Genomic DNA, 26,468 nt, shown 5'->3' with positions numbered 1-26,468 from the left:
CAAACCCGCTGAACTCATCCAATTGGCTTCCAAACGCCAATCATTCACATTCATTCGCGCAATCCCCTAGAATGCCGCCTGGATTCAGGCTCGTCGCCCTGCGCTGGCAGTGGCGGTAATAGAAAGGCAATCAAGGCATGCGCGACATCTCAGGGCAGAAAACAGTGGCGGTGGTGCTGTTCAACGACGTGCTCATGCTCGACGTGACCGGCCCCATGGACGTCTTTTCGATCTCCAATCGACTGCTGGCGCCGGAAAAACAGTATCGACTGATCACGGTGGCCGAACCTCCGCTGCTCATCCGCAGCTCCTGCGGGCTCAAGGTCCAGGCGGATGTGGCGCTGGCCGATCTGCCCCCCGACATTGACCTGCTACTGGTCCCCGGCGGGCCAGGTGCGTACGGCGTCAGCCATCCTCAACTCACCGCCTGGCTACCGGCCGCCGCCCAGGGCGCCCGGCGTTTCGGGGCGATCTGTACCGGCGCGTTTCTGCTGGGTGACGCTGGCCTGCTCGACGGCTACCGCTGCACCACCCACTGGAACTACGTCGAGCGCCTGGCTCGGCGTTTCCCTGCCTCCCGCGTCGAGACCGAGCAGATCTACGTCGTCGACCGCAACCTGATCACGTCGGGTGGTATCACGGCGGGCATCGACATGGCGCTGGCTATTGTCGCGGAAGACCACGGCAAAGAGATCGCCCTGGAAGTGGCCAAAGTGCTGCTGGTGGTCATGAAGCGTCAGGGCGGCCAAACGCCCTACGGCCCGTTGTTGGCGGCAGTACCCCGGGATGACAGCGCGATCGCCCGGGTGCAGGCCTACGTCGTCGACCACATTGATGAGGCCTACACCGTGCAGCGCATGGCCGACCTGGCAGCGATGAGCCCGCGCAATTTCGCCCGGGCGTTCCAGCGCGAAGTCAGCCTGACGCCCATGCAATTTCTGCTCAACGCGCGCATCGATCACTCGCGCAAACTGCTCGAAGGCAGCGACCTGCCCCTCAAGGTGGTGGCCAGTCGCTGCGGCTTTGGCAGCGCGCGGCACATGCGCAAGGCGTTCAGCGAGCGCATTGGCGTGACGCCCGGCCAATACCGTCAGCAGTTCGGCGGCGACTGAACGAGTGCGCGCGTCAGTCATCTGATCTTCAAGGCCGGCCGTTGCGCCGCGCGCTCGCAGACACGCACACTGCACTGCGTACCTGACACACACCGTTAATAGCTGGAAGGACTTGCCCATGACCACCCACACCGAAACCGCGCTGCTCGCCGGAGGCTGCTTCTGGGGCATGCAGGACTTGCTGCGCCGCTACCCCGGCGTCGTGTCGACCCGCGTCGGCTACTCCGGTGGCGACGTTGACAACGCCACCTATCGCAACCACGGCACCCACGCCGAAGCCATCGAAATCGTCTTCGACCCCGAGCAGATTTCATACCGCAAAATCCTTGAATTCTTCTTCCAGATCCACGATCCGTCGACCCCGAACCGTCAGGGCAACGACGTGGGCGTGAGCTATCGCTCGGCGATTTTCTACCTCAGCGACGAGCAGAAAGCCGTCGCCCTGGACACGGTGGCCGATGTGGATGCGTCGGGCCTTTGGCCGGGCAAAGTCGTCACTGAAATCGCCCCGGCCGGCCCATTCTGGGAAGCTGAGCCCGAGCATCAGGATTACTTGGAACGCATCCCCAACGGCTACACCTGCCACTTCGTTCGACCGAACTGGACATTGCCTGTGCGCGACAAGGCCACCACGGCCTGATTGTGCGCCGCAAGACCGGGGACCGCCGTGCCAGAGCGGTCCCCGTCTTGGTCACCGGTTTTGCCACGTGACGCCGGAGTGCATAACCTCATAACCAAACGATATTTAGCCAATTTTTTTTAGAACTCTATGATTTGTGGCTTGCGCCTTCCCGCGCTTCACTCACGCCACGAGCCCGCTATGCCCACTCCACGTACAACCGCTGGCATTATCGTCCGACACGCCTGGCTGATCGGCTTGGTCGTGGCGATGGCGAGCAGTTTCGCGGTGTCGGCAAATGCGCAAGAAACGGTGCGCATCGGCTATCAGAAATCTTCCACCCTGATCACCCTGCTCAAGACCCAAGGCACTCTCGAGCAGGCGCTGGGCAAAGACAACATCGAGATCACCTGGCATGAATTTCCCAGCGGTCTGCCCCTGCTTGAAGCACTCAATGTCGGCAACGTCGACATCAGCGCGGACGTCGCCGACACCGTGCCAATCTTCGCCCAGGCCGCGAAGGCCAGGCTCACCTATTTCGCTGAAGAGTCGCCTTCGCCCGCCGCCCAGGCCATCGTTGTGCGCAATGACTCGCCGATCCGCCAGTTGTCGGATTTGAGAGGCAAGAAGATCGCCGTGACCAAGGCGGCCGGTACCCATTACCTGTTGATCGCCGCGCTGAGCAAGGCCGGCCTTTCGTTCTCCGATATCCAGCCGGCGTACCTGTCCCCGGCAGACGGCCGAGCGGCGTTCGAGAATGGCAAGGTCGACGCCTGGGTGGCGTGGGAACCCTTCCTCACCAGCGTGCAGCGCCAGTTGCCGACGCGCACGTTGACTGACGGCGTCGGCCTGGCCAGTTACAAGCGCTATTACCTGACCAGCACGGCCTACGCCAAGGCCCACACCGAGGTGCTGAAGCGGGTTTATGAACAGTTGCAACAGGCCGGCGGCTGGGTCAAAAGCCACCCCCGTGAGGCGGCGCAAGTGCTCGGCCCCTTGTGGGGCAATCTGGACGTGGACACCGTCGAGGCCGCCAACGCTCATCGCAGTTATCAGGTCGAGCCGGTGATGGCAGACCAACTGGGCGAGCAACAGAAGATCGCCGACGCCTTTTTCAAGGCCGGGCTATTGCCCACTGCTGTGGATGCCAAGGACGTGGACATCTGGACGCCATGAACGGAGCACCTGGCGTAACCAACTGCTGCACCTGACCTTCATTCCCACTCTTGAGCGCACTTGATGAAAGGCTTAAAACCGCTGTCGCTGTCTGCCGCACTCGGCTCCGCCCTGCTGCTGAATGCCGTGTTTTCGTTCTCTGCCGTTGCCGGCCTGCTGGAGAAGGGCCGCAGTCAGGGCCTGACCGCTGGCATCGCCAACGAGCAACCCTACGCGTACGTGGGCACCGACGGGAAAATCGTCGGCGCCAACGTCGAGATCCTCAGGGCCATTCTCGAACCGCTGGGCGTCACCAAGATTGAACTGCCCATCACCGAGTTCGGCTCGCTGGTGCCGGGTCTCGCGGCAGGTCGTTTCGATCTGATCGGCGCCGGCCTGTTCATCAATCCGGCGCGCTGCAAAGTGATTGGCTATTCGAACCCGGTCACCCGTTCCGGCGGCGCCTTTCTGGTCAAGGCCGGCAACCCGCTGAAGCTGCACAGCCTCAAGGACGTCGCGGCCAACGGCAAGGCGCGCCTGGCGACCCAGCCTGGCAGCAATCAGGTGCAGGAAGCCAAGGACAGCGGCATCAGCAATGGCAACGTCGTGCTCTTCGACAAGGACACCGAAGCCCTCGCCGCGCTGCAGGCCGACCGCGTCGACGTGGTGTACTTCCCGGATGCCGAAATCATCGGCCTGCTGAAAAAAGCCGAAGGCACGCCGGTTGAACGGGCACTGCCGTTCGAGCAGATCCCGGATGCCGACGGTAAGCCGACCTGGAATTACCACGCCTACGGCCTGCCGAAAAACGATCCGGCGTTTATCCAGGCGTTCAACGAGCAACTGGCGAAACTGCGCGCTTCCGGCGACCTGCTGAAGATCCTGCAGAAATACAGCTACACCGAAAACGAACTGCCACCCGCAGACGTGACCGCCGAGCAGCGCTGCAATCGCTGATGCCGATGCTGTTGCCATTGTAGGACCGGCTTCAGCCGGGAAGACGTCGGTGGGCACACCGCAAAATGGTGAGCGCCAGCACGGGCCTCTTCCCGGCTGAAGCCGGTCCCATTGTGGGATCGCGTGCATTCAGTGGGACCGGCTTTAGCCGGGAAGGCGTCCATAGGCACACCGCAAAGTTGATTTTTCGCCCCGCAACACACGGCCCCAACCCATACGAGTACGGCCCATGCTTTTTGATGCTTCCACCCTGGACACCGCGCGCTTCATCGCCCGCCAACTGGCCAACGGCGCACTGGTCACCCTCGAAATCACCTTCTTCGCTCAAATCGTCGTGGTGGTGATGTCGTTTGTCATCGCGCTGATGCGCCTGTCGCCGTGGCGGGCGCTGCGCTGGATCGCGACGGTCTACGTCGAAATCCTGCGCGGCATCTCCGCGTTGGTGCTGCTGTTCTACCTGTTCTTTATCCTGCCGCTGTTTGGCATCACGCTCGCACCCATGATCACCGGGATTCTCGGCCTGGGCCTCACCTTCTCCGCCTATGGCTCGGAAATCGTGCGCTCGGCCCTGAGCAATGTCGCCCGCGGCCAGCGCGATGCGATCAAGGCCCTGGACTTCGACGCGATGACCGCGTTTCGCCGAATCATCCTGCCCCAGGCGCTGCCGTTCATGCTGCCGCCGATGGGCAACCAACTGGTCGAATTGCTGAAGACCACCTCACTGGTGTCATTGATTACCCTCAGCGACCTGACCTTTTCCGGTGGCCAGTTGATCACCACCCTGGGCCAGCAGACGCTGATCTGGAGCATCGTCCTGGTGTGTTATTTCGTCATGGCCTGGCCGCTCAGCTGGCTGGTCAAACGCTATGAGCGGCGGGTCACTCACTGGCGTCGCGGGGTGGCGCGATGAACTTCGATTACGCCTTCGCCTGGTCCATCGTCCCCGATCTGCTTCAGGGCCTGCTGGTGACGCTGCAAGTTGTGATTCTCGGCTTCCTGCTGGCGGTGTTGCTCGGTCTGCTGCTGGCCATTGCTCAGCGATCTCAAAACCCGTTGGTGCAAAGACTGAGCGCCGGCTACCTGAGCTTCTTTCGACACACTCCGCTGATGGTTCAGCTGTACGTGCTGTTCTTCGCCCTGCCCCTGGCCGGCCTCACCCTGCCGGCGATTTCCACTGGGGTCATCGGCCTCGGGCTGTATTACGCCGCCTACATTGCCGAAGCCTTTCGCGGCGCCATCGAAGGCGTGCCGGCGGGTCAATGGGAAGCGGCCAGGGCACTGGATTTCGACGGCGCCACCACGTGGCGGCGCATTGTCCTGCCCCAGGCCCTCAAGCCGATGCTGCCGGTGCTCGGCAATTACCTGATCGGCATGTTCAAGGAAACCCCGCTGCTGGCGGTGATCACCATTCCCGAGCTGTTCCAGGCGGCCAAACAGATCGCCGGCATGACCTACCGCTACAACGAGCCCTACACGGTGATGGCACTGATGTTCCTGGCGATCAGTGTGCCGACCTCCCTGCTGTTCAAATATTTCGAGAGGCGCAGCCATGTCTGATCTCGCACACGCTCTGCCCGGCGCTTCGCCGCAGATCATCCTCAAGCAAGTGGTGAAAAACTTCGGCGCAACCCGGGTCATTGATCATCTTGACCTGAGCATTCCCGCCGGCCAGAGAGTTGCCCTGATCGGCCCCAGCGGTTCGGGCAAATCCACGGTGTTGCGCCTGATCAAGGGTCTTGAGGCCTATCAGCACGGCAGCATCGAGGTGGCCGGCGCGCCGGTGCCCGCCAAGTCCGGCGGCTGGCACTGGCCGGGCGCGAAAAAGCCACCGGTGGTGCACCGCGTCGGCATGGTGTTTCAGCAGTTCAACCTGTTCCCGCACCTGACCGTGCAGGAGAACGTCACCGAGGCGCCTCTTCAAGTGCTCAAGCTGACCCGCGAAGAGGCTTTGGAGCGCGCCCATCAATACCTCGGACTGGTCGGGTTGAGTCACAAGGCCGATGCCTATCCCGCGCAGCTTTCCGGCGGCCAGCAACAGCGCGTGGCGATCGCCCGGGCGCTGGCCATGCGGCCCCAGGTGATGCTGTTCGACGAAGTCACCTCGGCGCTTGATCCGGAGCTGGTCGGTGAGGTGCTGGCGGTGATTCGCGCCATCGCCCACGAGCAGCAGATGACCATGCTGCTAGTGACCCACGAAATGAAGTTTGCCCAGGACATTGCCGATCGCGTGCTGTTCATGGAGGCCGGCCGCATCGTCGCCGACGGCTCGCCGAACCAAGTGCTGGTCGATCCGGACAACGAGCGCACGCGACGCTTTCTCAATCTGGTGGAGCAACGTTGATCGGGTCTGGATCGGGTTCGCGCGCGGTCGAAAAAAACCCGAACTCGCCGACCTCCGACACATCCAAGCTACATACCCACAGCGAGGATGAATCCATGAGCCAAGACACCCCGGTTGACCCACGTAACGTCACCCAGCCTGACGCGCCAACCCTGGACAGCGCCGGCAAACCCGTCAACGTCGTACAGCGAGACCTCAACGACACCGACGACAACACCCGCGCGGTGGACGAAGTCATCACCCCGACCTCCATTCGCGAGAAGGAACAGGACGTCGAAGAGCTGAACAAGAAGTCAGCCGAGATCGAGCGCAAGGTGGCTGACGGCCGTTAATACGGCAGTTGATATCCCCCGGGCGGCCCAGCGCTGCCCGGATCTCCACTCGTTACTCCCCTCTCGTTCCCGAAGTATTTCCCCTTCATCGATTCAGCTCACTGGCGGCAAAATAATTAACTGCTAGCGTTGCTTGAGCACCACGAAGCGCTCGGCCGGCAGCGCCGCATTCAGGCGTCGAACGGATGCGCTGCGCCGGCGTGGGCTGCCTGCTGCCCCTGGCGCCAGGCGCCAGGCGCACAGACGGGAACCATCCAATGGACAAAGCGAAGGGAGTCACACCATGAAAATGCCGGTGCTCAAGGCACTGATCTGTTGCGCCATTCTGGGGGTCGGCGGTTGCGCCAGCTCGCAGGTAGACCCCAGTCAGTATTCGGGCTTTCTCAAGGATTACAGCCGCCTCAAGCCGGCGGAAAGTGCGACGGGCGCGCCGGTCATGCGCTGGATCGACCCGGACGTGAAGCTGAGCAAATACACCCAGGTGTACATCGAACCCAGTCAGTTTTACCCCAGGCCCCAACCGACTGCGGTGATCTCGGCGCAGACCCTGCAGTCGATCACCCGTTACTTCGATACCGCGCTGCAACGCGAACTCAGCAAGAACTTGCGCGTCGTCAATGGGCCAGGGCCTGACACCCTTATCGTGCGGCCGGCGATTACCGCCGTGTCGACCAGCACCCAGGGCCTCAAGCCCTACGAAGTGGTGCCCCTCGCGCTGGTGGCGGCTGCCGTGAACACCGCAGCCGGCGGTCGGGATCAGAACGTGGCAATCGCCACCGAGGCGGCGTTTCTTGATGCCGACACCCACAAGGTGCTGGCCCAAGTCGTGCGCAAAGGCAGCGGCACTCCCTTGGAAAACGAAAAGACGCAACTGACTCTGGACGCTGTCAAGCCGGTGCTCGACGGCTGGGCCAAAGACCTGCGACTGAGCTACGAGACCCTCAAGACGAAGCACTGAGTCAGGTGCCCGACCCAAGCGACCGCGCGCTAGCCAGTACCCAACAGCGCGCGCACTGCTTCCAGCACGGCACTGATCTCGAATGGCTTGTCGAACACCTTGCTGAAAAGATCGGGACGGGCAATCCCCAGATGAGACTGCGCACCACTCATCAGCACAATAGGGATTTGCCCCAGGCTCTGATTCACACGCACCGCTTCTGCCAGCTCAATGCCGTTCATCCCCGGCATCATGTAATCGGTGATGATCAGCTGCGGACGTTCGCGTTCGAGAATGCCCAGGGCCTTCTGCCCGCTGCCGGCAGTGACGGTCAAGTAGCCTTCATCTTCCAGCGCGAAGCTCAGTATGTCGGCGATGAGGTATTCATCATCGACAATCAGAATCGTGGTCATGCAACCCTCCGCGCGAACGAGCGATCATCGGCTCGGTGATGACTGCTGCGCCGTGGCATTGCCTGAATCGTCGAGGGCATGGAAAGCAGCCTTTCTCACAGTCAAACCCTGCTCGCCGATCAAGACGTCCAGCAGGGCCGGGTCGTAGGGGTTATCGCGGATTTTCAGAATCGACAGTTGCCGGGTCAGCCCCGCTGTTGATTGCGCGAAGCGAATCAGCATGAGGTTGTCGACAATGCCCGACATGTCCGGGACCGGGGCGTCAATCTTGCCGCCGATCAGGCCGCGGATTTCCCAACTCGAGACCACCGTAACGCCACGGGCGCGAAGCTCGCTCATCAGGGCGCTGAAGAGGTCGAGAATCCGTGATTGATCGGCCGACGCGCGGGCCATGCCACCCAGGCTGTCGAGGAACACCCGCTTGATGCCGTGCTGCTCGACGATCCGCAGCAGATCGAGCGCCAGTTTATCGATCAACTCGGCGGTGGGTGATTTCCAGGCAATGTGCAGTGCACCGGAGCGTTCAAGCGCCTCGAAGTCCAGCCCGAGCGCTGCCGCCTTTGCCCGCAGACGCTGCGGTGACTCGTAGAAGCCAAACAACAGCCCGGGTTCCTCGGGCGTAGCACGCGCAAGAAAGTTGAGACCGAACGTGGTCTTGCCAGTGCCCGACGGGCCGAGGAGCAAGGTCACGGACGATTCCACCAGGCCGCCGCCGATCAAAGGGTCCAGCGTGTCGATCCCGCTGGGGATGACACTGAATTCTGCACTGTCGCGCAGCGCCGAGTGGGTGATGGTGCTTTCCAGGCGCGGGTAGACCACCAGGCCGTTTTCAGTGATTTCGCATTCGTGGGCGCCAGGAATGGCGCCGCTGCCACGGGTCTTGCGGGCCTTGATGCGGCGCACGGAACGGTTGCCAACCACCTCCTCACCCATTTCCAGCACGCCGTCCACCATCGTGTGTTCGGGGCTGCCGTCGTCCAGCTGTGAGCTGGTCAGGAAGAACACTGTGCAACCGGCGAAGGCGGCGTGGCCCTGCAGCTCGGAGATGAAGCGCTTGGTGTTGATCGAGGATTCGGCCTTGGAGCGGGCATTGAGCAGCCCGTCGAGGATCATCACCGTGGACTTCTGGCGGACGATCTCCCGGCGCAGCAGCTTGACCACTTCATCGAGACCGTCGTTTTCCATGGTGTCGAACGCACTGACGAACTGGATCTGATCGCCTACCCGGTCTTTGTCGAAGAAGCTCATGGTGGAGAGAAACTGAAACAGCCGTTCGTGGGGCTCGGCAAGCAGGGTGGCAAACAGCACGCGACCGCCATCGCGGATGTGATTGAAACCGATCTGATTGGCCAGGATAGTTTTGCCGGAGCCCGGTCGTCCCTGAATGATGTACGAGGATCCGGCAACGAAACCGCCCATTAGCAGCTCATCAAGCCCTTCAATTCCGCTGTGAAGGCGTTTTAGCTGATTCAAATTTGCTTCCTCCGCCACGGTGTTGGCGTCGTGAATATTGCGAGTTAAGTGCGCGACTAATCACACATTCTTCCGTTTTTAAGGAAGCTTTCCAAGGGCAATCATCAAATTCCGTGACAGTTGCACCGACATTCGCCGACAGACGTGATAACGAGTCCACCCGAAGGGGTGATTACCGATCAGCCAAATCGGCTTCAGGCTCCGGGGCACAACCGTCGGTCTCGGCCTGAGACTGCTCAGTGCGACGCTCTGGATCATTGGGCTTGATGGGTGCAGATAAAGGGTATTCGGGGGTGTCGTCACGGTCTGATGGCGGGGCGTCGGACGTTCCGCAAACGAGTGATGGGCTATCGGGGCACATGGCTGCAGGTCCGTAGGAGGAGGCACGGCGTTGGAGCGTGGTGCCGGGCATTCGTGCGGTTCGTCGGACCAGTGGAGTGGGCAGCGTCGTGCGCGACGTGCAGAACTCGCGGTGACCTCGACTGTGGGACCGGCTTTAGCCGGGAAGGCGTCAGGCAACACAACGAAAATGGAACGCACTCATACCGGCTTTTCCCCGGTTGAATCCAGCTTCAACAACACCGTAAAACAGCATCCCCCGTCATCACGGCTAGTCAGCGTGACTGTCCAGTGCTGGTTGGCACAGATACGCTGGACCAGCGACAGCCCCAGACCCAGCCCCTCCCCGCGCTGTTCGTCGCCGCGCACGAACGGTTGAAACATGGCCTGCTGCTTCTCCAGCGGAATGCCGATGCCGCTGTCCTCGACGCTGAAACCATCGCTGCGCAGGGTCAGCTGAATCAAGCCTTGATCGGTGTAATGCCAGGCGTTGCGCAGCAGATTGCCCATGACCGAACGCAGCAAGGGCGCGTTGTGGGTTTCGCCGTCGGTCTGCGTCTGTTGGTAGATGAACCGCAAGCCTTTCGCCTCGATGGGAGCACGCCAAGCCTCGACCAGCTCATCGGCAATCTGCTGCATCGATGAGCGCTGCCCCTGGGGAACGTTCTTGCCCTCAGTACGGGCCAGCAGCAGAAAGGTTTCGACCAACTGGTTCATACCCGCCGTCGCCTTGCCGATTCGCTTCACCTGCGTGCGGGAACGCTCGTCCAGCGCCGGGTATTCCATCAGCAATTCGCAGGACGTTGCCAGCACCATGAGCGGCGTGCGCAACTCATGGCTGACATCGCTGGTGAACAGCTTCTCGCGGCTCAGTGCGGCCCGTAGCCGGCCCAGGGTTTCGTCGAAGGACCTGGCCAGGGCGCCGACTTCGTCGTTGGCGTAGTCGCTGGCGAGTACCGGCGCCAGCTCCAGCAACTGATCGCGATGACGCACCTGGCCGGCCAGGCGCGACACCGGCGTGATCACCCGCGACGCAAGCAGCCGACCCAGCAACACTGCCAACAGCACGCTGAGGAAGAAGCCGACCAGCACGACACCGAACAGAATCCGTTCACGTTTCTGGAATCTGCGCTGATCTCGCAACAACACGTAATGGCGCCCGTTCACCTCCGAGACCATGGCGTAATAGGCTTTCTTGCCGCGAAAGAACTCCTGAAATCCCAGGGGCAGGCCCTTGAGGTCATCGCTCATGGCAAGGTCGGCAACGCCCTCTTCGGCGTAGAACAATTCGTCTTTTTCCGGCCGGTGGCGCCAGTCGTTGACGCTGTCCACGGCCAGTAGACGGTGCATATTGCCCTTCAGGCTCATGATCGACAGGCGCTTTTCGACCACGTGCACGGTGGCGATGATGCCGGCGGCGAATACCCCGGCGACCAGCGCGCTCATCAACGCAAATACGATGACAATGCGTTGTTTAAGGCTGTGTTTGATGTCCATGAAGGTCCGTGCATGGCGGTACTCGACTCCGGGGCGTGGCCCCACCGGCGGCGATTATCCGGTGCGGGATGTCATGGTTTTGTCAAATGCCACCCTCTTTCGGGCTGAGGCCGGGCCCACTGGAAATCAGAGGCCGCATGAGCAACATCCCGACAGCGCAGCCTCCCATCAGCAGGCAGGTGACGATGAAGACCACCGGCATGCCGAAATGCCCGCCCAGGTACCCCCCGGTCAGCGGGCCCAGCACCTGACCGATGTACTGGCAGGACGTGGAATAGCCGAGCATGCGTCCGGCCACGGCGTCGGGCACCGAATGGCGGATGATTGCCGCAATGCACGGCAACAGACCGCCCAGGGCGATGCCCATGAGAAAACGCAGCAGCACCAGTTGCCAGGCATGAGTGACGAAGGCCTGGGGGATGAGCAAGACAGCCGCCGCAGTCAGGCAGCCGATAACCACTTTCCAGTGGCCGACACGGTCGGCCAGCTTGCCAATGCGCGAGGCCGACAACACGCTGGCCAGCGCGGTCGCCGACATCACCAGCCCGGCCATCAGCGTGACGTTTTCGCTGCGCAACTGGGTCAGGTACACGGTGATGATCGGCTCGATCGACATGATCGAGAACATCACCAGACAGGCGACTACGAGCATGGTCAGCACGGGCTTCTTGTCAGGGATGACGTCCCACGCCCGCACCACCGGCGCTTTCGCCACGCCAGTCTGACGCTTGGGCCGAGGGGCTTCCTTCATCAGAAACAGCGTGGCAAGGAAGGTCAGAAAGATCACGCCCCCGGCCATGAAGAACGTGTTGCGGATGCCGATCAGCGGCGGCAACAGCCCGCCAATCAACGGCCCGGTCAGATTGCCGGCCATGATTCCCGATGAGAGCATACCCAGCGCCCAGCCGGTGCGCGCCTTGGGCGTCTGCGTCGCCACCAGAATGGTCGCGCCAGAGGCATAGCCGCCGAGCAACCCCGCCAACAAACGCAGCCCGACTAACTGATAGATATTCTCTGCCAGCCCGATCAGCGACATCGCCACTGCCATGCCCAGGCTGGCGCGGATCAGCATCAACTTGCGCCCGTAGCGATCGCCCAGCCGCCCCCACAGCGGCGCGGTCAGCGCGGCAGACAGAAAGGTCGCGCCAAAGGCCACCCCCGACCACTGCACGATGGCGGCCGGGTCGGTGACGCCCAGGTGCTCGACATACAGCGGCAGAAACGGCAGCAGCAGCGTCATCGCCACGATGGTGGTGAAGGCGCCGAAGACACAGACGGCCAGGTTGCGCTTCCAGTGTTCTTCGACGAGGGATGGCTGAGTTTGGGAGGGCGTGGTCATGACGGCTCTACCGTGAACGGAATACGCACACGGTAGAGGGCTGACGGCCATAAATAAAATTCATGTTTTTCATGCGGGGGATTCCAGCCAGGAATAACCCCCTGCCGCCAGGGCGGTCGCAGCGGGTTCAGGACGCCATGGACGCGCGCGGCACCGTGAAGCGGAATTCGCTGCCGACCCCCTCTTCACTGGTGGCCGTCAGTTCGCCGCCGTGCACCCTGACGATCCCTTGGGAGATGTAGAGCCCTAGACCCGTTCCGCTCGGATTGCCTTCACGTCTGCGCCAGTAGCGCTCGAACACGTGGGGCAACTGATCGCTGCGAATGCCCTCCCCGGTGTCCGCCACGGTGAATACCACGTGGTCACCCTCACCTGCCGCCGTGACCTTCACACTGCCGGCCTTGGGGGTGAATTTGATCGCATTGCCCACCAAGTTGGAGAGCACCTGAAACATGCGCTCCGGGTCGGCGAAAATCGTCAGGTCGGGTTCGGCGTGGAACGTCAGGTCGATAAATTTGCTCAGCGCCAATGGCGTGAGCAATGACCACGCGTCTTCGAACAACTGACTGACTTCCAGCCGCTCGGCGTCGATGAAGTAGCGGCCGGCTTCGATCTTTGATGTATCGAGCAAATCCTCCAGCAGGCTGGTCATCCGCGAAGATGCGCGCTGCAGGATGTCGACGGCAGAGTTGAGTCGTTTGGTAGACGCAGTGGCGTCGGCGTTGATCACCCGCTGCATCATGCCGCACTGCATGACGATAACCGTCAGCGGGCTGCGCAGGTCGTGGGACACCACGGCCACCAGTTCATCGCGGGCACGCACCGCCTCTTTTTCACGCAGCACCTGCCGCGACAGGTCCGCCTCCAGCGCAGAGCGACGCAGGTCGGACACCGCGTAGACCTCGCCGGCGTTCCAGGCTCTGGCCTTGCCCTCAACCTGCTGCTCCCACAGGGCAAAGGATTCCCGTGGCTGCAGGCGGTCATTGACGACCCGTTTGGCCTGTTCCGGGTTGCCGCTCCACTCCACGCTGCCCCGGACTTCGGCGCGAAACCACAGCACCCCATTGGCCACCGGCTTGGGCAAGCTGAACGCCAGCAGTCCGCTGGCCACGCGTTGATACGCTTGCGCGTCGGGGAACACGGCGCCGAGGCTGGACGTCTCGAACACCGATCCGGGCCGGTTCTGCAGCCATTGCTGCAACGCGCTCACTTGCTCGGTGCTCGGGCACTGGCCGATCAGGTGTACCTGACCGTCGATGATCACCGCCGCCCCGTGGGCGTCGACCAGTGTCAGCAGCGCCTGGGCGTGTTCAAGCAGCCCGTTGTAGACGTCGTCCGCGGACTCGTTCATCGCCCTGGACAGCCTGTCCAGCATGTGATGTTTGGCCAGTCGCTGGCGCTGAGTCTGCTGATCTTCCAGCAGGCTGATCTGCATCGACAGCACTTGTCCGATGGTCTGGCAGGCCGAGCGCAGCGTGTGGGGAACCTGCAACGGCTCGCGATTGCCGCAACTGATCAGGCCCCAGAGGCGTTCATCCTTGAGCAGGGAAATGCTCATCGATGAGCGCACGCCCATGTTGTGCATGTACTGACAATGGATCGGCGACACGCTGCGCAGCACCGAGTGGCTCATGTCCAGCGGCTCGCCGGTATCGGGGCGCAGGGCCGGGACCAGAGGCGCCGGCACATACGCGGCGTCGGGGATGATGCGCAGCCAGTTCAGGCGGTACAGCTCGCGGGCCTGCTGCGGGATGTCGGTGGCGGGGAAGAACAGCCCCAGGTAGGCGTCCAGGTCGGCCGTCGCCGACTCGGCAATGACCTGCCCGTGACCCTCCTCTTCAAAGCGATAGATCATGACCCGGTCGTAGCCGGTCAGCGCACGGATTTCCGAGACGCTGATGGCGTACAGATCGTCCAGCGATTTGGCAGATTGCAGGCGACGCAGGGTGCGCGTGAGGCGCGGCCCCAAGTCCTGCATCGATGCCTGCGTGGCGACGGGCTCAAGTTCCAGAAACAACAGGCCGTCATGGCGATGCAACAGGCCATCGAATGCCTGCTCGGCAAACTGCATCGGCAACGGATCGAGGCTGTGCAGATCCGCGTCCTGAACGGCGTCGCGCAGTGCGTCGGCCTGCGCCTCGCCCAACCAGCGTACCAGCGAGTCGCCGGCGTGCACGTCCCCCGCGATGCCCAGCATCTGCCAGGCATTGGCGCTGGCCTGTTGCACGGTCCAGTCGGTTTCGAGCAGGGTCAACAGAGCGCCGTGGGGCTGAATGGCGCCGGGGATGCGAATCGGTTCGTTGGCGCACTTATCCAGCAGGTCGTCCATGGTCTGCATGTCGTTAAGCATCGTTCAGCACTCCCGCCCGCTCCAGCCAGGTTTGAAAGGATTCGAAGGTGAGGCGGGCCGATTGCACCACCTCGGTGTTGGACAGTGGACTGTCGAACTCGGCCAACTGCTTGAGGAAGGCTTTCCACAAACGCCCGGTGTCGCGTCCGTACACGTCCAGAAACTCGCCACCGCTGTCGGCGTCGATGCCCAGTCTTTCCGCGATGATCCGGCGCAGCACCTGCCCCCCCAGCGTAGCCCCTTCCATGACATACATCACGCCCAGCAACTGCGCGACGCTGCCGATGGCGGGCAGTTCGCTGCACAGCGGCAAGGCCTGAATCTGCAGATCGTCCAGGCCAAGGGCGTGCAGATCCTTGATCAGCGCCGGGACTTTCTGCCGCGCAGGGTCGATGGCCTGGGGCGCAAGAAAGCGCTCAATCGACTGATGCAAGGGCAGATGAAAGCCGTAGTAGGCCGCGATAATCCGTTTGTAGGTGTCGAGGTCAAGCTGAGGATGGGTCAGTGGCAATCGGGCTTCGAGTGTCGTGTGCTGGACGGCGGTAGCCGTTCGCAATTGCTCAAGGACACTGGCAAAGGAGGCCGGGACGCAAGGGTCGCGCAACGCAGGGGTGATTTCAACCAAGGGCGAAAGTGTCCGGTCTGAGCGGACGTGCCTGAACATGCGGCAGCCGCGGTGTTGAGGCAGATGATGCGCGCACACTAATGGAGACAGTGCCCGGCTGTAAATATGGCTGGCGGGTAAAAACCGACGTTCGGCTGGGCGGTACGCTCTCTGCGCGAACGGCGCCGCGAAACAGGATGGCAGCGCACCCTAACACGCTGCGGCCAGGACGATGATCAGGATGAACAGCGCGGCGACGAGCCATCCCATCCATGACGCTCGGCGCCTCTTGATCCGCGGGATGTTGTGCGCGGCCTTCGGCTGCATGCCCGGCGGGTGGCTTTGGGTTGTGCAATGCACCGGGGAGTGAATCGCAGCGGGGAGCGTTGGATCTGGCATTGCCTGTTGCCCGACCACTTCAGCGGCTTGAGCATCGCGCTCGATACGTGACGCGAGCTGTCCGATCTGCTGGTGCAACCTTTCCAGCGCAATGATGAATTCCAGGCGTTGAGCAACCGACGTCTGACGCAGGCGCTCAAGCTGCGCGCCCAACAGACGCAGGCCCGCCAGATCACAGAGATTGATCTCCAGTTCCCGCAGCACCGCCTGCCACTGGCCGAACAATCGGCCCACAATTGCCGTCTGCGCCGATAGCCCTCGGGGCCATGGTTTGGCATCTGCGTGCAAGAGGGTTTCCAGCACCACCACGCCTTCGAACATCCCGTCCACCCCGGCCAGATGACTGCGCGCCAGGGCGTAGGCCGCCGCCGTTTGCAGGTCCGCGCCATTGCTCGCAAACAAGGCGTGGCAGCAGTGCTCGATGGCTCGCCAATCCACATCCGGGCAGGCCGGATGAGCGAGTCTGGCCATCTCAATGCACAACGTCCGGTAGTCAGGCAACGCGCGTGGATCGCCGCCGGCCTTGATCCCCATCGCAAGGCCCTTGGTCATCGGGCTCTCTGTGAGGATCAACCTCGGGCCCGCACATCATGGCGCTTGAGGTGACGCACCACTGCTCTTCCCTCCGGGCTCAACGTCGTGCCGAACGTCGCGGTGCGGTTCCCCTCAAGGGTGGCGTCGAGGGCGTAGACCAGATGGCCGGGCTGGGTCTGCGGCAACAGTTCGATGTGCAGCGACAACAGGCGCGGCTCGTACTTGAGCAGCGTGTCGGCGATGGTCCGCATCAGTCCATGGGCGGCAGACGGCAAGCCCTCGAGCACAGCGCCCATGTCCGGCAGGCCGTAGTCGGGCAAATGCGCGAGGGTGCCCGCGCGGCTGTTGAGCACGCGTTGCACATTGTCCAGCACCGAGAGCACGTATTGGTCGTCTTCACCCACCCGGGACAGGTCGAGCTCGCCGCTGAAATTCTGCAGCAGGGTTTCGTACAGCGAAGGGTTGAGCTCGCTCATGGCTCAACCCTCCGCCAGGGGGCGCAGGGTCAGCCGGCTTTCGCCCAGCTCGATCACCCGGGGCCGGTCGGGGTCGAGGTCGTCGCGAGTGAGCAGCAAGCACCAGTCATTGAGCTGCAGATCGGGCTCGCGGAATAACCCGACGACGGCGATCGCCCCGGCGTTTTCGTTCAGCGGCACGTCCAGCTGCGCGCCCTCCCCGGGCTTGATCACCAGCGATCGCTGTTCCAAGAGGTCAGCGCCGAGCAGGCGGTCGGCGTCACGCAGCAGATCGTCGTAGGTGGCCTTGTTCACGGACTGGCCGTCGCGCAGTTGATACACCCGCACCATCACCGGCACCGACCACCCGCGCATGTCCGTGCCTTCGGTGTTCAGGGCCAGGCGGCCGTCGAAGTCCAGGCGCAGCGTTTTGACCTGCTTGTAGAAGATTGCCTGGGTCATCGACGCAGTGGATTCGGACACCCGTTGCGTCACCCCGCAGCCGCTGGCGAGGATGACGAGGGCGATGACGGGCAACGCTTTAACAAAAATAGTAGTCGACATGGGCGGGTTCTCTTTCCTGAGGATTAATCTGGAGCCCCTGATAACGGCCCAGATGAATGATGATGGTGTCGGTTCTCCCGGCAGCGCGGCCTTTCAACGCGAGTCCCGCGGTCATGCCCAGCAGCACACCGCTTCCGCTGAGCGCCGACACCGGCAGGCAGTCGATGGGCAGTGACAGGCGCAGCCGCGCCGTACAGCGCCAACCGAGGTACACCTGCAGCAGCACCCGCAGGTCGCTGAGCAAGCCGCCGCCGGGCAACCATTCCCGCGCCTCGTCGTGGTCGGCGGTGAACAGCGTGAGCATCAGCTCGCTGTTGACGTCGCGACCGAGGCTGCCCAGCGGTGTCCCTTGAGACAGGCTCACCGGCCGCGTTGAGGACAGGCTGGCAGGCGCGTCCAACGCAATGCTTCGCGGCCAGTGCGGCTTGATCGACGCCTGAGTATGAGACGCGAGCAACTGCACCAGCGCCGTGACGCCCTCGGCGTTGCGGGTCGGCAAACGCATCACGCCGAGCAGCGCCAGAAAACGCGACAGCGGCGTGGCGATGCGTTTCGCGGTGCCGGGGATGCCCAGCCCGATCAGCCCGAACAGGCACTGGGAGGTGGGGTCGGCGCCAGCGGGCGCGAACGAGGCCGGGTAGGAATACTTGCGCCAGATCCGGTAGAACTGGGTGAAGACCCGATGGTTGAAGATGTCGAGAAACCCTTCCAGCGCTTCGTGACCTTCCCGCTTTTGCGCGATGTCGTCGAGGTAACGGGTGGGCAGTGGCGAGTCCACACCGTAAAGGCCGAGCAAACGGGTCCGCACGGTCGCCGGCAGCCCTTCATCGGTCGTCGGCCACTCCAGCGCTTTGAGTTCACTGGCCGGAAAGCCCATGCCGCGATCGGGGCGAAAACGCACCAGATCGTCGGCCGGATCCTCCGAACTGCCCAACGGCGGGTGCCCCGGCGCGGCACATTCCAGTAACTGGCAGAAGCGATAAACGCTTGCTTCCGCCACCCGCCCCTGCACCGCATCGAGCCATTCGATAAGCCTTAACCGGGAATCCGCTGGCTGTGGTTTTCGCTCCATCGCAGGCTCCTCCCGGTCGGTTGCAGGATCAGGGTGATCTGAGTGAACAGATGGATGTCGGCGTACAGCGCAAAGAACCGGTTGAGCATTTCGCCAAACAGGCAGATGTCGCCCTCGCCGGCAAAACCGTTGGCGTCGAGGGTCACTTCGATGTCCACGCCGCGCAGCAGAAAGCCTTTTTCGAAGCGCTGGATGAGGTGATGACGCACCTCGACGATGGCTTCCAGCCGCCGGCGATTCAGCTCGCTGCCGGTCCAGTCGTACAGCGCCAGGGTGCCGCGCAGCACTTCGGCGTTGTCGAGCATCGGCAGGAAGTTCGAGCCCAGGTGGCTCAACACCCGCCAGTGAAATCGGTCGCGGCTCGGCGGATAGCACGGCAGGGTCGGCGCGCACAGGTTGCGCACCCGCAGACCGGCCTGGGTCGCGTGCAGGGGCATGTCGAGGATCGTGCTTTGCAGGGCTTTTCTCGGTAACTGTCCGTTGGTGCCGGTGAGCCGAAGGGACAGGCACGGGCGCTCGGCCAGCCGATCAACATCGGCGCCCTCGCCACCCAGTATCAGCCAGGTGTCATGCAGCCCGTTCGCGCCGCGCTTGAGGCGGGTGTGGAAATAACGTTCGGGCGCCTCGTCGCGGAGCATGCCGCCCTTGTGCCGGAAGCTGGAAAACGGCACGTACTCTTCCCGGCCCGAGTCGCGGGACGCCGTCACCCGGTCGACCGAATAGATCTCGGTGTGGCCGTCCTGCAGACGCATGGGCCGCAATAGATAATCGGTCTGCAACGGGTCCAGGGACAGCGGGTCGGCCTCCAGCGGGAACAGATTGATCACCGGCACGGCGTGCAGGCGAATGTGCTCGGCACTGAGGGCAAATCCATGGGGCCAGGCGGTGCTGAGCACGGCCTCGAGTTCGAACCACGGCGCGTCGGGCGTGATGCTCATGTTTTCGAGGCCGTACAGGGTCACGAACATGAATTTCTCGCGAAAGCTGAAGTACTCCAGCAGCAACTGATAGCCACTGAAGGCGCTGTCACCCTTGGGCCAGAGGCGGTCGTCATCGCCGAAGCCCTTGGGGCCAAAACGTCCTTGCAGCGGTTGACGTTGCGCGTCTCCGGGCTGACGGACATAGAGCGCCTGGGTGCCCAGGGTCAGCGCGTGGTGCAGCGCATTGGCCACCGCCGGCGTTGCGTTGAGGTACAGCGGGATGCGACGCAAGTCCAGCTGACCCCAGTTGCTCAGGGCACCGCAGGAAAAACGCAGGCGGATCACCGAGCGGCCGTCCGGCTCCTGGGCCAGGCGCACCGAATCCAGGGCCAACGGGCGCAGGGTCAGGTCCTGAGTGGTGGTGTAACTGCAGCGCGTGCGCTGGGGGCCGATGGGTTGCGACTGGATTTCAAAGCCGGTCGCGATCTGCTCGCTCTGCTTCATCTGGTGCACGTCGGGCTGCAACTCGACGATCGACAGCGACGGGATCGTGCGCAGGTAATGGGGCCACAGCAGGCTGACCAGACCTTCGGTCAGCTCAGGCAGGTCATCGTCGAGCTTTTCCCGCAGGCGTCCCATGAGGAACGCGAAACCTTCGAACAACCGCTCGACGTAGGGATCGTGGGCGCCGGGCTTGTCCAGATTCAGCGAGGCGGCGCGGTCGGGAAACGCCTGGGCGAACTCCTTGCCGGCCTCGCGCAGGTAGCGCATTTCCGCGTCGAAATAACGCAGGGTCAGATTGTCCTCATTCATGTAAACCTCCTGTTTTTTTAAGTTTCAGCCGCACAGCACTGCCGCGCGCACCGGGTCCATGGCCACCAGAGCCGCCAGCAGCGGTTCCATGCGTTTGCCGAGCGCGGCCTTGTCGGCGTCACTGCGCTGGGCTTTGATGCGCAGCAGCTTGAGCAACCGCGCTTTCACTTCAAACACCCGCGCCGGCTCCCACTCAGCGAGCCCATGGCGCTGGCCGGTCGCGTCCAGTTCACCCAGCAGGTGCAACGCCAGCTCGCTTTTGCCGTACTGCTCGGCGACCCGCGCCATAAGCAGGCGCAGCAACCAGCGCTGCCGACCGCTGTGAATCTCGGGACGCGTGTCGAGCCAGGCCAGCGCCACCTCGACGCCGTCGCGGTCGGCCTGGGCCAGCGCCTCGCTTTCGAGGGCCAGAATCTCGGCTTCGTCTGCAATAGACGCGGTCGACGTGGGCAGCCAGGCAGAAGGGGCCTGGGTGCTGACGTGCTGCTCGATCCACTCGCGGGTGGTCTCGTCGGCAAACGCCGAGCCGTCGTCCCAGCACAGCGTTTCGAGGCCCGGCAGGCGGTCGAGGAGCAGGCCCAAATCTTCTTTGACGATCCGCGCCCAGCCCTCGAATGGTGCGGGTTGGCGGCTCAGCGCCTGATACAGAAACCACTGCAGGTCGAGCCAGAAATGGTTCACGCCCTCGGCGAACATGCGCTCCACCTGATCGAGCAACTCGCTCCAGCTCTGTTGCAGGTACAGCCGTTTGAGTTGCGCGCGGTACTCAGATCGCGGCGGTGCCAGTCGCGTCCGACCATTGGCGTCCTGGGGCGGCGACTGGTGCACGGTGTCCCAGCGCAGGCTTTTCATCAGCCGATGGGCGGCCAGCCAGCCCTGGGGTTGTTCGCGCAGATAACTGGCGAGGGCGCGGCCGTTGTCCAGCAAGTCACGGCCTGAGCGGATGGCGTTCGGACCAGCGCCATGGTTGGCCCCGTGGCTGGTGGCTTCTCGGGGTGCAGAATCATGGCTGGCACTGAACTGCGGCACCACGGCATCCAGTCCACCGGCCTGGGCCAGTCGCGTCGACAGCGCCGAGTACAGCGCGCCCAAGTCCGGCCGCTGCTCGGCGGGCCAGCTTTCCAGCACCTGATTCAGCCAGACGAGTGCGGCCACCGTACGTTCGGCCTCCGCCTTCACCACTTCCGGGTACAGCATCAGGCTGTCCAGCACCTTGGCGCTGGCCAGCCACTCCAGCGCCACCTTGCGACTGTTGGGCCGTGCAGGCAGCACTTCGGCGCTGTAGCGATCAACCATTCCAGTCAGCAGATTCAAGCCTTCCGCCAATCCGGCTTCGCCGTCCCGCTGCAGGCGCGCCCACAGGTAATAAGTGAGCACGCGCAAGTCCTTGCACGTGCCTTTGAGCAGTGTTTCCGCCAGCACGATGACCCGATCGGCGTCCGCTCCGGACAGCTTGTTGACCTCCTCGCGCATGCTCTGGAAATCATCGTCATAGCCCGGGTCCTGACCCACGGGGGACTCAGCACTGATCGGCGCCAGCCACGCTGCCCAGTGTTCGGCGTGGCCCCTGGCGAGGGCCACCGCGTCGCGCTCACCCAGCGTCGTGGCGACCAACGCTTGCAGGCTCATTCCATCACCTCGGCGCGCGATGCACTTTGTGCGCTGGCGATGCCGTTGAGGAAAATCTGTCGCGGCAGTTTGAAATTGCGCAGCGCGAGCAGGCTCATCGGTCCGGCGCCGAGTTCAGTGCGCATGTGCCAGGTCAGGTCAAGGCCATCCGGCGCCGGAATGCTGATGCGGTAGCGGCTGTCGCTGTCGTCCAGCGCAGTGACGGTGGCGGCGTCCAGCAAACGGATCAGCCCCCAGGCGCCCTGAAAGTCGCCATACAAACGCTCGCCGCTGCTCACGCTGGTCCACGTCAGGCTGGCGCCGGGGTAATCGCTGCTGCCGGGCCAGGCGAAGCGTTGCCAGCTCTCTTTCTGATTGAAGTACTGATGCCGCGCGCCATTGAGCACGAAGCTGGTCTGCACCACGTCGCGCACAGCCTTGCCCTGCAGCTCGAAGTTGATGCCCATGCCGCCGTCGGTATAGAGCACGTCGGCCAGGTGGCTGAGCTGATTGACCGCCGCGAGAAATTTCGGGTTGATCAACAGGCCCTGACCGTGGGTCGGGTCCACCTCCCAGCGGCCGCCGTCCTTGCGCAACACACCGGTCAGCTCCCGCTGCAGGAACTGCTCGATACGTCCCGAATCACCACGAATCATCTTGCCCAGCATCGGCAACGAGGCGTCGCTGCCGGTGGCGGCAAAGGGGTAACGGCCGAGAAACGCCTTGTCCCATTCATCAACCACCGCCTGCTGCCACTGCCGGTTCAGGGCGGCCGCCGAGGGCTCGAGCACCTTGCGCCAGGCCTGATCCAGCGGTTGCACGAATAGCGCGTGGGCCACTCCGTCCCACTCCTCGCCGAGACTGGCCGCCAGCAGCTCGCCGTAGGCCCGAGTGTCGGTGAGGTCGATGTTCTTGCCCTGAAACACCGTCTGCGCCATGGCCTGGGTCATGCCCTGGGGATCGGCGGCGTGGCTGACCTGCTGCAACTTCAGGCGCACCCGGGTCACGCGGGTCAGAAACGCTTGCAGGCTGAGATCGTCATCGCCGCCCTTGCCTTGCGGGTCCTTGCCCAACAACCCCAGCAGCGGGCCGAAGGTCGGATCCAGCGGCCCGGCCGGCGTGTCGAGCTGCTGGCTGATGGCAGGCACCGGCATCGAGCGTTCGCCGCCCATCAGCTTCTGCGCCGACTGCACCAGCGAGTCCTTCAGCCCTTGACTGCGATTGCCGGCCTGGCCCTGCCACGCCAAGGTGTTCATTAACGCAATCAACGGTGACTGACGGACGTCGCTCATCAGCGTCAGTTGGTCGATGACGTCGGCCAGGCTGTCGGCCCGTCGCCACTGCACGCTGTTGAGAAACGCCAGCCAGGCGCCCGAGTAGTCATGGAAGTAGCGCTCGGTCAGGCGCGCTCTGAGCTGCTCGGGCGAGGCGTCTGCGACGCTGCTGCTCTCTCGATCGCTGAGCACCCAGTCGATCTGCTCGCGGCGGGCAGCGACGATGTCATCGATCGCCTGACGAACCTGCCCTTCCCACGCCTGCCGCGTGAACACGCCCGGCACACGCGCCTCGGTGAAAAACAGCGGCCACGCCTCTTTGTCATCGACCATCTGCTCAACCCCAAGATCGGGAAAGTGGGTCGCGGCAGCCTCCAGCACTTGCTGATACAGGCTGGCCTCGCCATTGCGCTGGCCCAGTTGCACCAGCAAGACCTGCCGCGCCTGGGCCACCAGTGCGTTATCCGCTTCGATGCGCCACTGCGGATTGGCCTTCAACTGCTCGGCGTAGAACTGCCACAGTGAGGGCGACAGCCCTTTCCACAGCCCCGGCGACACACCGATGCGCGTCGGCTCGGCATGACCCAAGGCCTTCACCAGAAACGCGGCGTCAACCTTCTCCGGCCGCGCCATCATCAGGTAAGCCTTTAGCTGCACGTACGCGTTGTGCGCGCCCTTCGCCCGCCGCGAACTGTCGGCGGGCGATGCCGCCAAGGACGCGAGCTGACGCTTGAGGTTCTCCGCCGCCGGGTCGCGCATCAGCCGGTTGTTGGCTTCCACATAACGCGGCCACATCGCCGCGAGCAACGCGTCGTTCTGACTCAGCCCGAAGCGCTGGTACCACGGTTCGCCACGCCGCGCGCGCTCCTTCAGACGCCCCATTTCGAGGATCAGCGCGTTAAGGGCGAGCAACTGCTCATCGCTGTTGCCCGAAGGTTGGACGGCCGCGAGCGATGACTGGATGTCGAGGATCTGCGTGCGGTGGGTGGAAAACGACAGCAACAGGCCTGTTGCCCAGATCAGCGCGGCACCTAGGGCCAGTGCGTAGCTGATGCGCGTGACGGGCCAATTCAAGCGCCGGACGTCGCGAGGTGTGTCCGCGAGCACGCCGTCCCACGCCGGACCTGGCAGCCATTGATTGCCATTGGACTCGGTCGATGGCGCCGGCAAACTGAACCACAGCCCGCGCAAGGGCACGCCCCGCGCGAACTTGCCGAGCAACGGCGTCAGGGCCTGCCGCCAGCGCGCGATGCCCTCTGCTTTCAGGTTGGAAGACAACCGTGAGAGAAAGTCATGGTCAGGGTAGACCGCCAGCTCGGCCAGGCCCATCTGGTGCAACGAGTCGTCAATGGGGGCCAATATCGTCTGCAGTTGCGAGCCGCTGAAGCGCGGGGGCAGCAGCGACCCGGCGGGCCCCCGTGGGTGCTTTTGCTGCGTCCGATTGCTCTCGCAGACCTCCCACAGGTGCAGTGGCAACTGCCAGCCCAGGGTTCGCGCCAGTTGCTGCAAACCGGCGACGCCACCGGCCATTGTCGCGGCGTTGGCGCTTTGCTGCTTATCAAGGGCCCAGACCACGCCGTCCAGACCCCGCCGATGAATTACCGCATGCCAGCGGGTGGCGGTTTTGCAGAGCTGGGATTGCGGGCTGCCGCCCCAGAGCAGCACGGTGTTCTGGCCTTCGAGCCACTGGGCGTCGGCCAGGCCTGGTGCGATGGCCTCGATCTGTTTGGGCTCGCCGACGACCAGAATGAAGCGGGTCCGGGTGCGCTGGAAGGCGGTGTACTGGTGGTCGAGGTGCTCTTTGAGCGCATCGGCGACCTGTAGCGCCTTATCGCCGCCCGGTCCAGTCACTTCGACAGACGCTGGCTGGGGAGAGATTTCACTGGCTTTTTTGAGATATTCCGCCCGCCCCAGCCGCTGCGTCAGCCACTGAAAACTCACCGCGCCCGCGCAAGCCGTTACTGTGGCGGCCGCAACACCCAGCAGCCATGCGGTTTGATCTTCGCTGCCGGCAGCGATACCCATGAGGTGAGGGAACTGCCATATCAGAATTATCAGGCCGAAGCCCACCACCAAAATGGCTGTGAGAACAACAAACCCGATAGAACGTGGAATACGCATAAAAAAAGCTCCTGCTAGGGACGCGCGGGGACGGGCGTCAAGACCATGCCCCAGAGTGCGGTTTCACCCGAACCCTCCCCGGACAAAACAAATTGAGGTTTGGCTTCGTGCTGCAGATTCAACGCAGCGGCGGCGATGGCCAGCCACGGCGCGGCAGGTCCGGCGTGGCCCAGCAACGCGTCGAGATCGATCAGCTCCGGTTTGGCGTCCGCCGTCGGCAGGGCCGCTGGGATCTGTGCAGCAATTGCGGCGTTGCGCGCCCCATCGACACCTGCGCGCCAGACCTGACCGACCTGCTCAGGCTGCAGCGGTACCCAGTCCAGCGCTTGACGCATTGCCCGGATCAATGAGGTGTCGTCTTGCTCGCGCTCCGGTTCAGGACGATGAAGGCAGGCAAGCGTCGTTACACCGCTAGGGTTCGTGGGGTTTGCAAGCAGCAACCCAACCGCGGCCTCAGCCGTTACATCGGCGTTCGAGGGGGCGATCTGCAGCGCGATGATCATCAGTGGGCTCTGGTCCGCAGCGCGTTGGTCGAGCCATTGGTCGACAGCGGCCATGCCTGTTTCGGCAACAGGCACTGGGGCGTGCCGGATGCCTGACTGTTGCCACGACTGTTTCCAGATGTCCTGAAGCGTTTCCTCGGGTACAGAGGTCTCAACTGTAAGCAGCAACGCAATCGGGCTGTCTTGTGGGAACTGCGCCAATGCAGGTGCCAGATCACCGAGCACTCTGCGCAAGGCCCCATCCAGAACATCCTCAGGCGCTTCGGCTACATCCCCGGGCAAGCGACTGTGACGTGCCACACCGCCAAGTCTTGTTACCTGGGATTTGATGGCGGGTTCGTCCCCGAGCATCAGGTCGAGCTGAGGGTGTGTATCCGAGTCCGGCGCTCGCATCGCGGTGTGCAGGCTTGCGCCCAATACGTCAAGCGAGCGGCGACCACAGCTGATCCGCTGAGCCAGGTCCTCATCCCGCACCTCATCCCAGCCATCGGCGGAACGCTGCTGGCCGGCGAAGATCATCGCCCTTAAACCGGCAACGGCAGCCCAGATCATGACCGGCAGAAACACAACGGGCACCAAGATGATTGGCTGGCCCTCCTCCGGTGGCGGGATCAGCAGCACCTGCGCGACCAGGCCTGCCATGACCAGCAAACCGAGTGCGCCAAGCCACAGCCACACCCGGGGCCGACCGGGTCGCTGAGCAACGGGCGGCACTTGATCCAGTCTGACCGGCATGA

At 63.3% G+C, this 26,468-nt stretch carries 23 protein-coding genes; 9 read left to right on the top strand and 14 right to left on the bottom strand.

The features are described from left to right. Positions 1-137 precede the first annotated feature (137 nt). The 9 genes from AC3ISG_RS11530 to AC3ISG_RS11490 all read left to right on the top strand — a co-directional run bounded on the left by AC3ISG_RS11530 (position 138) and on the right by AC3ISG_RS11490 (position 7,474). Positions 138-1,112, top strand: a complete 975-nt coding sequence (locus AC3ISG_RS11530) for a GlxA family transcriptional regulator (RefSeq protein ID WP_122625489.1) — start codon at positions 138-140, stop codon at positions 1,110-1,112. A 118-nt stretch (positions 1,113-1,230) separates the two neighbouring features. After that, positions 1,231-1,752, top strand: coding sequence for a peptide-methionine (S)-S-oxide reductase MsrA (msrA, locus tag AC3ISG_RS11525; RefSeq protein WP_122536282.1), 522 nt, complete (start codon positions 1,231-1,233; stop codon positions 1,750-1,752). Between the two features lie 249 nt (positions 1,753-2,001). Continuing rightward, positions 2,002-2,907, top strand: a complete 906-nt coding sequence (locus AC3ISG_RS11520) for an aliphatic sulfonate ABC transporter substrate-binding protein (protein ID WP_489299506.1) — start codon at positions 2,002-2,004, stop codon at positions 2,905-2,907. Between the two features lie 63 nt (positions 2,908-2,970). Next, on the top strand, positions 2,971-3,843 hold the full coding sequence (gene ehuB / locus AC3ISG_RS11515; protein ID WP_489299321.1) for an ectoine/hydroxyectoine ABC transporter substrate-binding protein EhuB: 873 nt from the start codon (positions 2,971-2,973) through the stop codon (positions 3,841-3,843). Positions 3,844-4,072: 229 nt separating this feature from the next. After that, positions 4,073-4,753, top strand: coding sequence for an ectoine/hydroxyectoine ABC transporter permease subunit EhuC (gene ehuC / locus AC3ISG_RS11510; RefSeq protein ID WP_122536280.1), 681 nt, complete (start codon positions 4,073-4,075; stop codon positions 4,751-4,753). After that, positions 4,750-5,400 carry an ectoine/hydroxyectoine ABC transporter permease subunit EhuD gene (gene ehuD, locus AC3ISG_RS11505; RefSeq protein ID WP_489299320.1) on the top strand — a complete coding sequence of 217 codons (651 nt, stop codon included), beginning with the start codon at positions 4,750-4,752 and terminating at the stop codon, positions 5,398-5,400. Before ehuC ends, ehuD begins: the two co-directional genes overlap by 4 nt. Beyond that, positions 5,393-6,184, top strand: a complete 792-nt coding sequence (locus tag AC3ISG_RS11500; RefSeq protein ID WP_489299319.1) for an amino acid ABC transporter ATP-binding protein — start codon at positions 5,393-5,395, stop codon at positions 6,182-6,184. Before ehuD ends, AC3ISG_RS11500 begins: the two co-directional genes overlap by 8 nt. 95 nt (positions 6,185-6,279) lie before the next feature. Next, positions 6,280-6,516 (top strand): hypothetical protein, encoded by a 237-nt coding sequence (locus tag AC3ISG_RS11495; RefSeq protein WP_122536277.1) that lies wholly within the window; start codon positions 6,280-6,282, stop codon positions 6,514-6,516. Positions 6,517-6,799: 283 nt separating this feature from the next. After that, entirely contained in the window at positions 6,800-7,474 is a 675-nt protein-coding gene (locus AC3ISG_RS11490; RefSeq protein WP_489299318.1) for a DUF3313 domain-containing protein, read from the top strand. A 29-nt stretch (positions 7,475-7,503) separates the two neighbouring features. Here the strand turns inward: AC3ISG_RS11490 and AC3ISG_RS11485 are convergent, their stop codons facing one another. From AC3ISG_RS11485 to AC3ISG_RS11420, 14 genes are all read right to left on the bottom strand, one after another. Next, the gene (locus AC3ISG_RS11485) at positions 7,504-7,866 is read right to left on the bottom strand and encodes a response regulator (RefSeq protein WP_122536275.1); all 363 of its coding nucleotides are present in this window, start codon (positions 7,864-7,866) and stop codon (positions 7,504-7,506) included. 24 nt (positions 7,867-7,890) lie between these two features. Next, complete coding sequence (locus tag AC3ISG_RS11480; protein ID WP_489299317.1) at positions 7,891-9,339, bottom strand: ATPase domain-containing protein; 1,449 nt, start codon at positions 9,337-9,339, stop codon at positions 7,891-7,893. Between the two features lie 540 nt (positions 9,340-9,879). Continuing rightward, a complete protein-coding gene (locus AC3ISG_RS11475) occupies positions 9,880-11,175 on the bottom strand; it encodes a sensor histidine kinase (protein WP_489299316.1) in 1,296 nt (431 codons plus the stop codon). Between the two features lie 82 nt (positions 11,176-11,257). Next, the gene (locus tag AC3ISG_RS11470; protein WP_489299315.1) at positions 11,258-12,514 is read right to left on the bottom strand and encodes an MFS transporter; all 1,257 of its coding nucleotides are present in this window, start codon (positions 12,512-12,514) and stop codon (positions 11,258-11,260) included. A gap of 127 nt (positions 12,515-12,641) precedes the next feature. Beyond that, positions 12,642-14,864: an ATP-binding protein gene (locus AC3ISG_RS11465; protein WP_489299314.1), complete on the bottom strand. Its 2,223-nt coding sequence runs from the start codon at positions 14,862-14,864 to the stop codon at positions 12,642-12,644. Then, complete coding sequence (locus AC3ISG_RS11460; protein ID WP_489299313.1) at positions 14,857-15,489, bottom strand: biliverdin-producing heme oxygenase; 633 nt, start codon at positions 15,487-15,489, stop codon at positions 14,857-14,859. The genes AC3ISG_RS11465 and AC3ISG_RS11460 overlap by 8 nt, the downstream gene beginning before the upstream one ends. 189 nt (positions 15,490-15,678) lie before the next feature. Further along, the gene (locus AC3ISG_RS11455; RefSeq protein WP_489299312.1) at positions 15,679-16,419 is read right to left on the bottom strand and encodes a type VI secretion system ImpA family N-terminal domain-containing protein; all 741 of its coding nucleotides are present in this window, start codon (positions 16,417-16,419) and stop codon (positions 15,679-15,681) included. A 17-nt stretch (positions 16,420-16,436) separates the two neighbouring features. Further along, entirely contained in the window at positions 16,437-16,877 is a 441-nt protein-coding gene (tssE, locus tag AC3ISG_RS11450) for a type VI secretion system baseplate subunit TssE (protein WP_489299311.1), read from the bottom strand. A gap of 3 nt (positions 16,878-16,880) precedes the next feature. Beyond that, positions 16,881-17,420 (bottom strand): type VI secretion system lipoprotein TssJ, encoded by a 540-nt coding sequence (tssJ, locus tag AC3ISG_RS11445; RefSeq protein ID WP_489299310.1) that lies wholly within the window; start codon positions 17,418-17,420, stop codon positions 16,881-16,883. Beyond that, a complete protein-coding gene (gene tssG / locus AC3ISG_RS11440) occupies positions 17,398-18,492 on the bottom strand; it encodes a type VI secretion system baseplate subunit TssG (protein ID WP_489299309.1) in 1,095 nt (364 codons plus the stop codon). Before tssG ends, tssJ begins: the two co-directional genes overlap by 23 nt. Beyond that, positions 18,456-20,225 (bottom strand): type VI secretion system baseplate subunit TssF, encoded by a 1,770-nt coding sequence (gene tssF, locus AC3ISG_RS11435; protein ID WP_489299308.1) that lies wholly within the window; start codon positions 20,223-20,225, stop codon positions 18,456-18,458. Before tssF ends, tssG begins: the two co-directional genes overlap by 37 nt. 24 nt (positions 20,226-20,249) lie before the next feature. Further along, a complete protein-coding gene (gene tssA / locus AC3ISG_RS11430; RefSeq protein ID WP_489299307.1) occupies positions 20,250-21,854 on the bottom strand; it encodes a type VI secretion system protein TssA in 1,605 nt (534 codons plus the stop codon). Then, on the bottom strand, positions 21,851-25,228 hold the full coding sequence (locus AC3ISG_RS11425; protein ID WP_489299306.1) for an ImcF-related family protein: 3,378 nt from the start codon (positions 25,226-25,228) through the stop codon (positions 21,851-21,853). Before AC3ISG_RS11425 ends, tssA begins: the two co-directional genes overlap by 4 nt. A gap of 14 nt (positions 25,229-25,242) precedes the next feature. Next, complete coding sequence (locus AC3ISG_RS11420) at positions 25,243-26,466, bottom strand: hypothetical protein (protein WP_489299305.1); 1,224 nt, start codon at positions 26,464-26,466, stop codon at positions 25,243-25,245. Between the last annotated feature and the right edge of the window lie 2 nt (positions 26,467-26,468).

It is taken from the genome of Pseudomonas sp. GL_135 (assembly GCF_057834665.1).
Note: the sequence above shows the minus strand (reverse complement) of the source record. Positions and strands in the feature narration are given on the sequence as shown.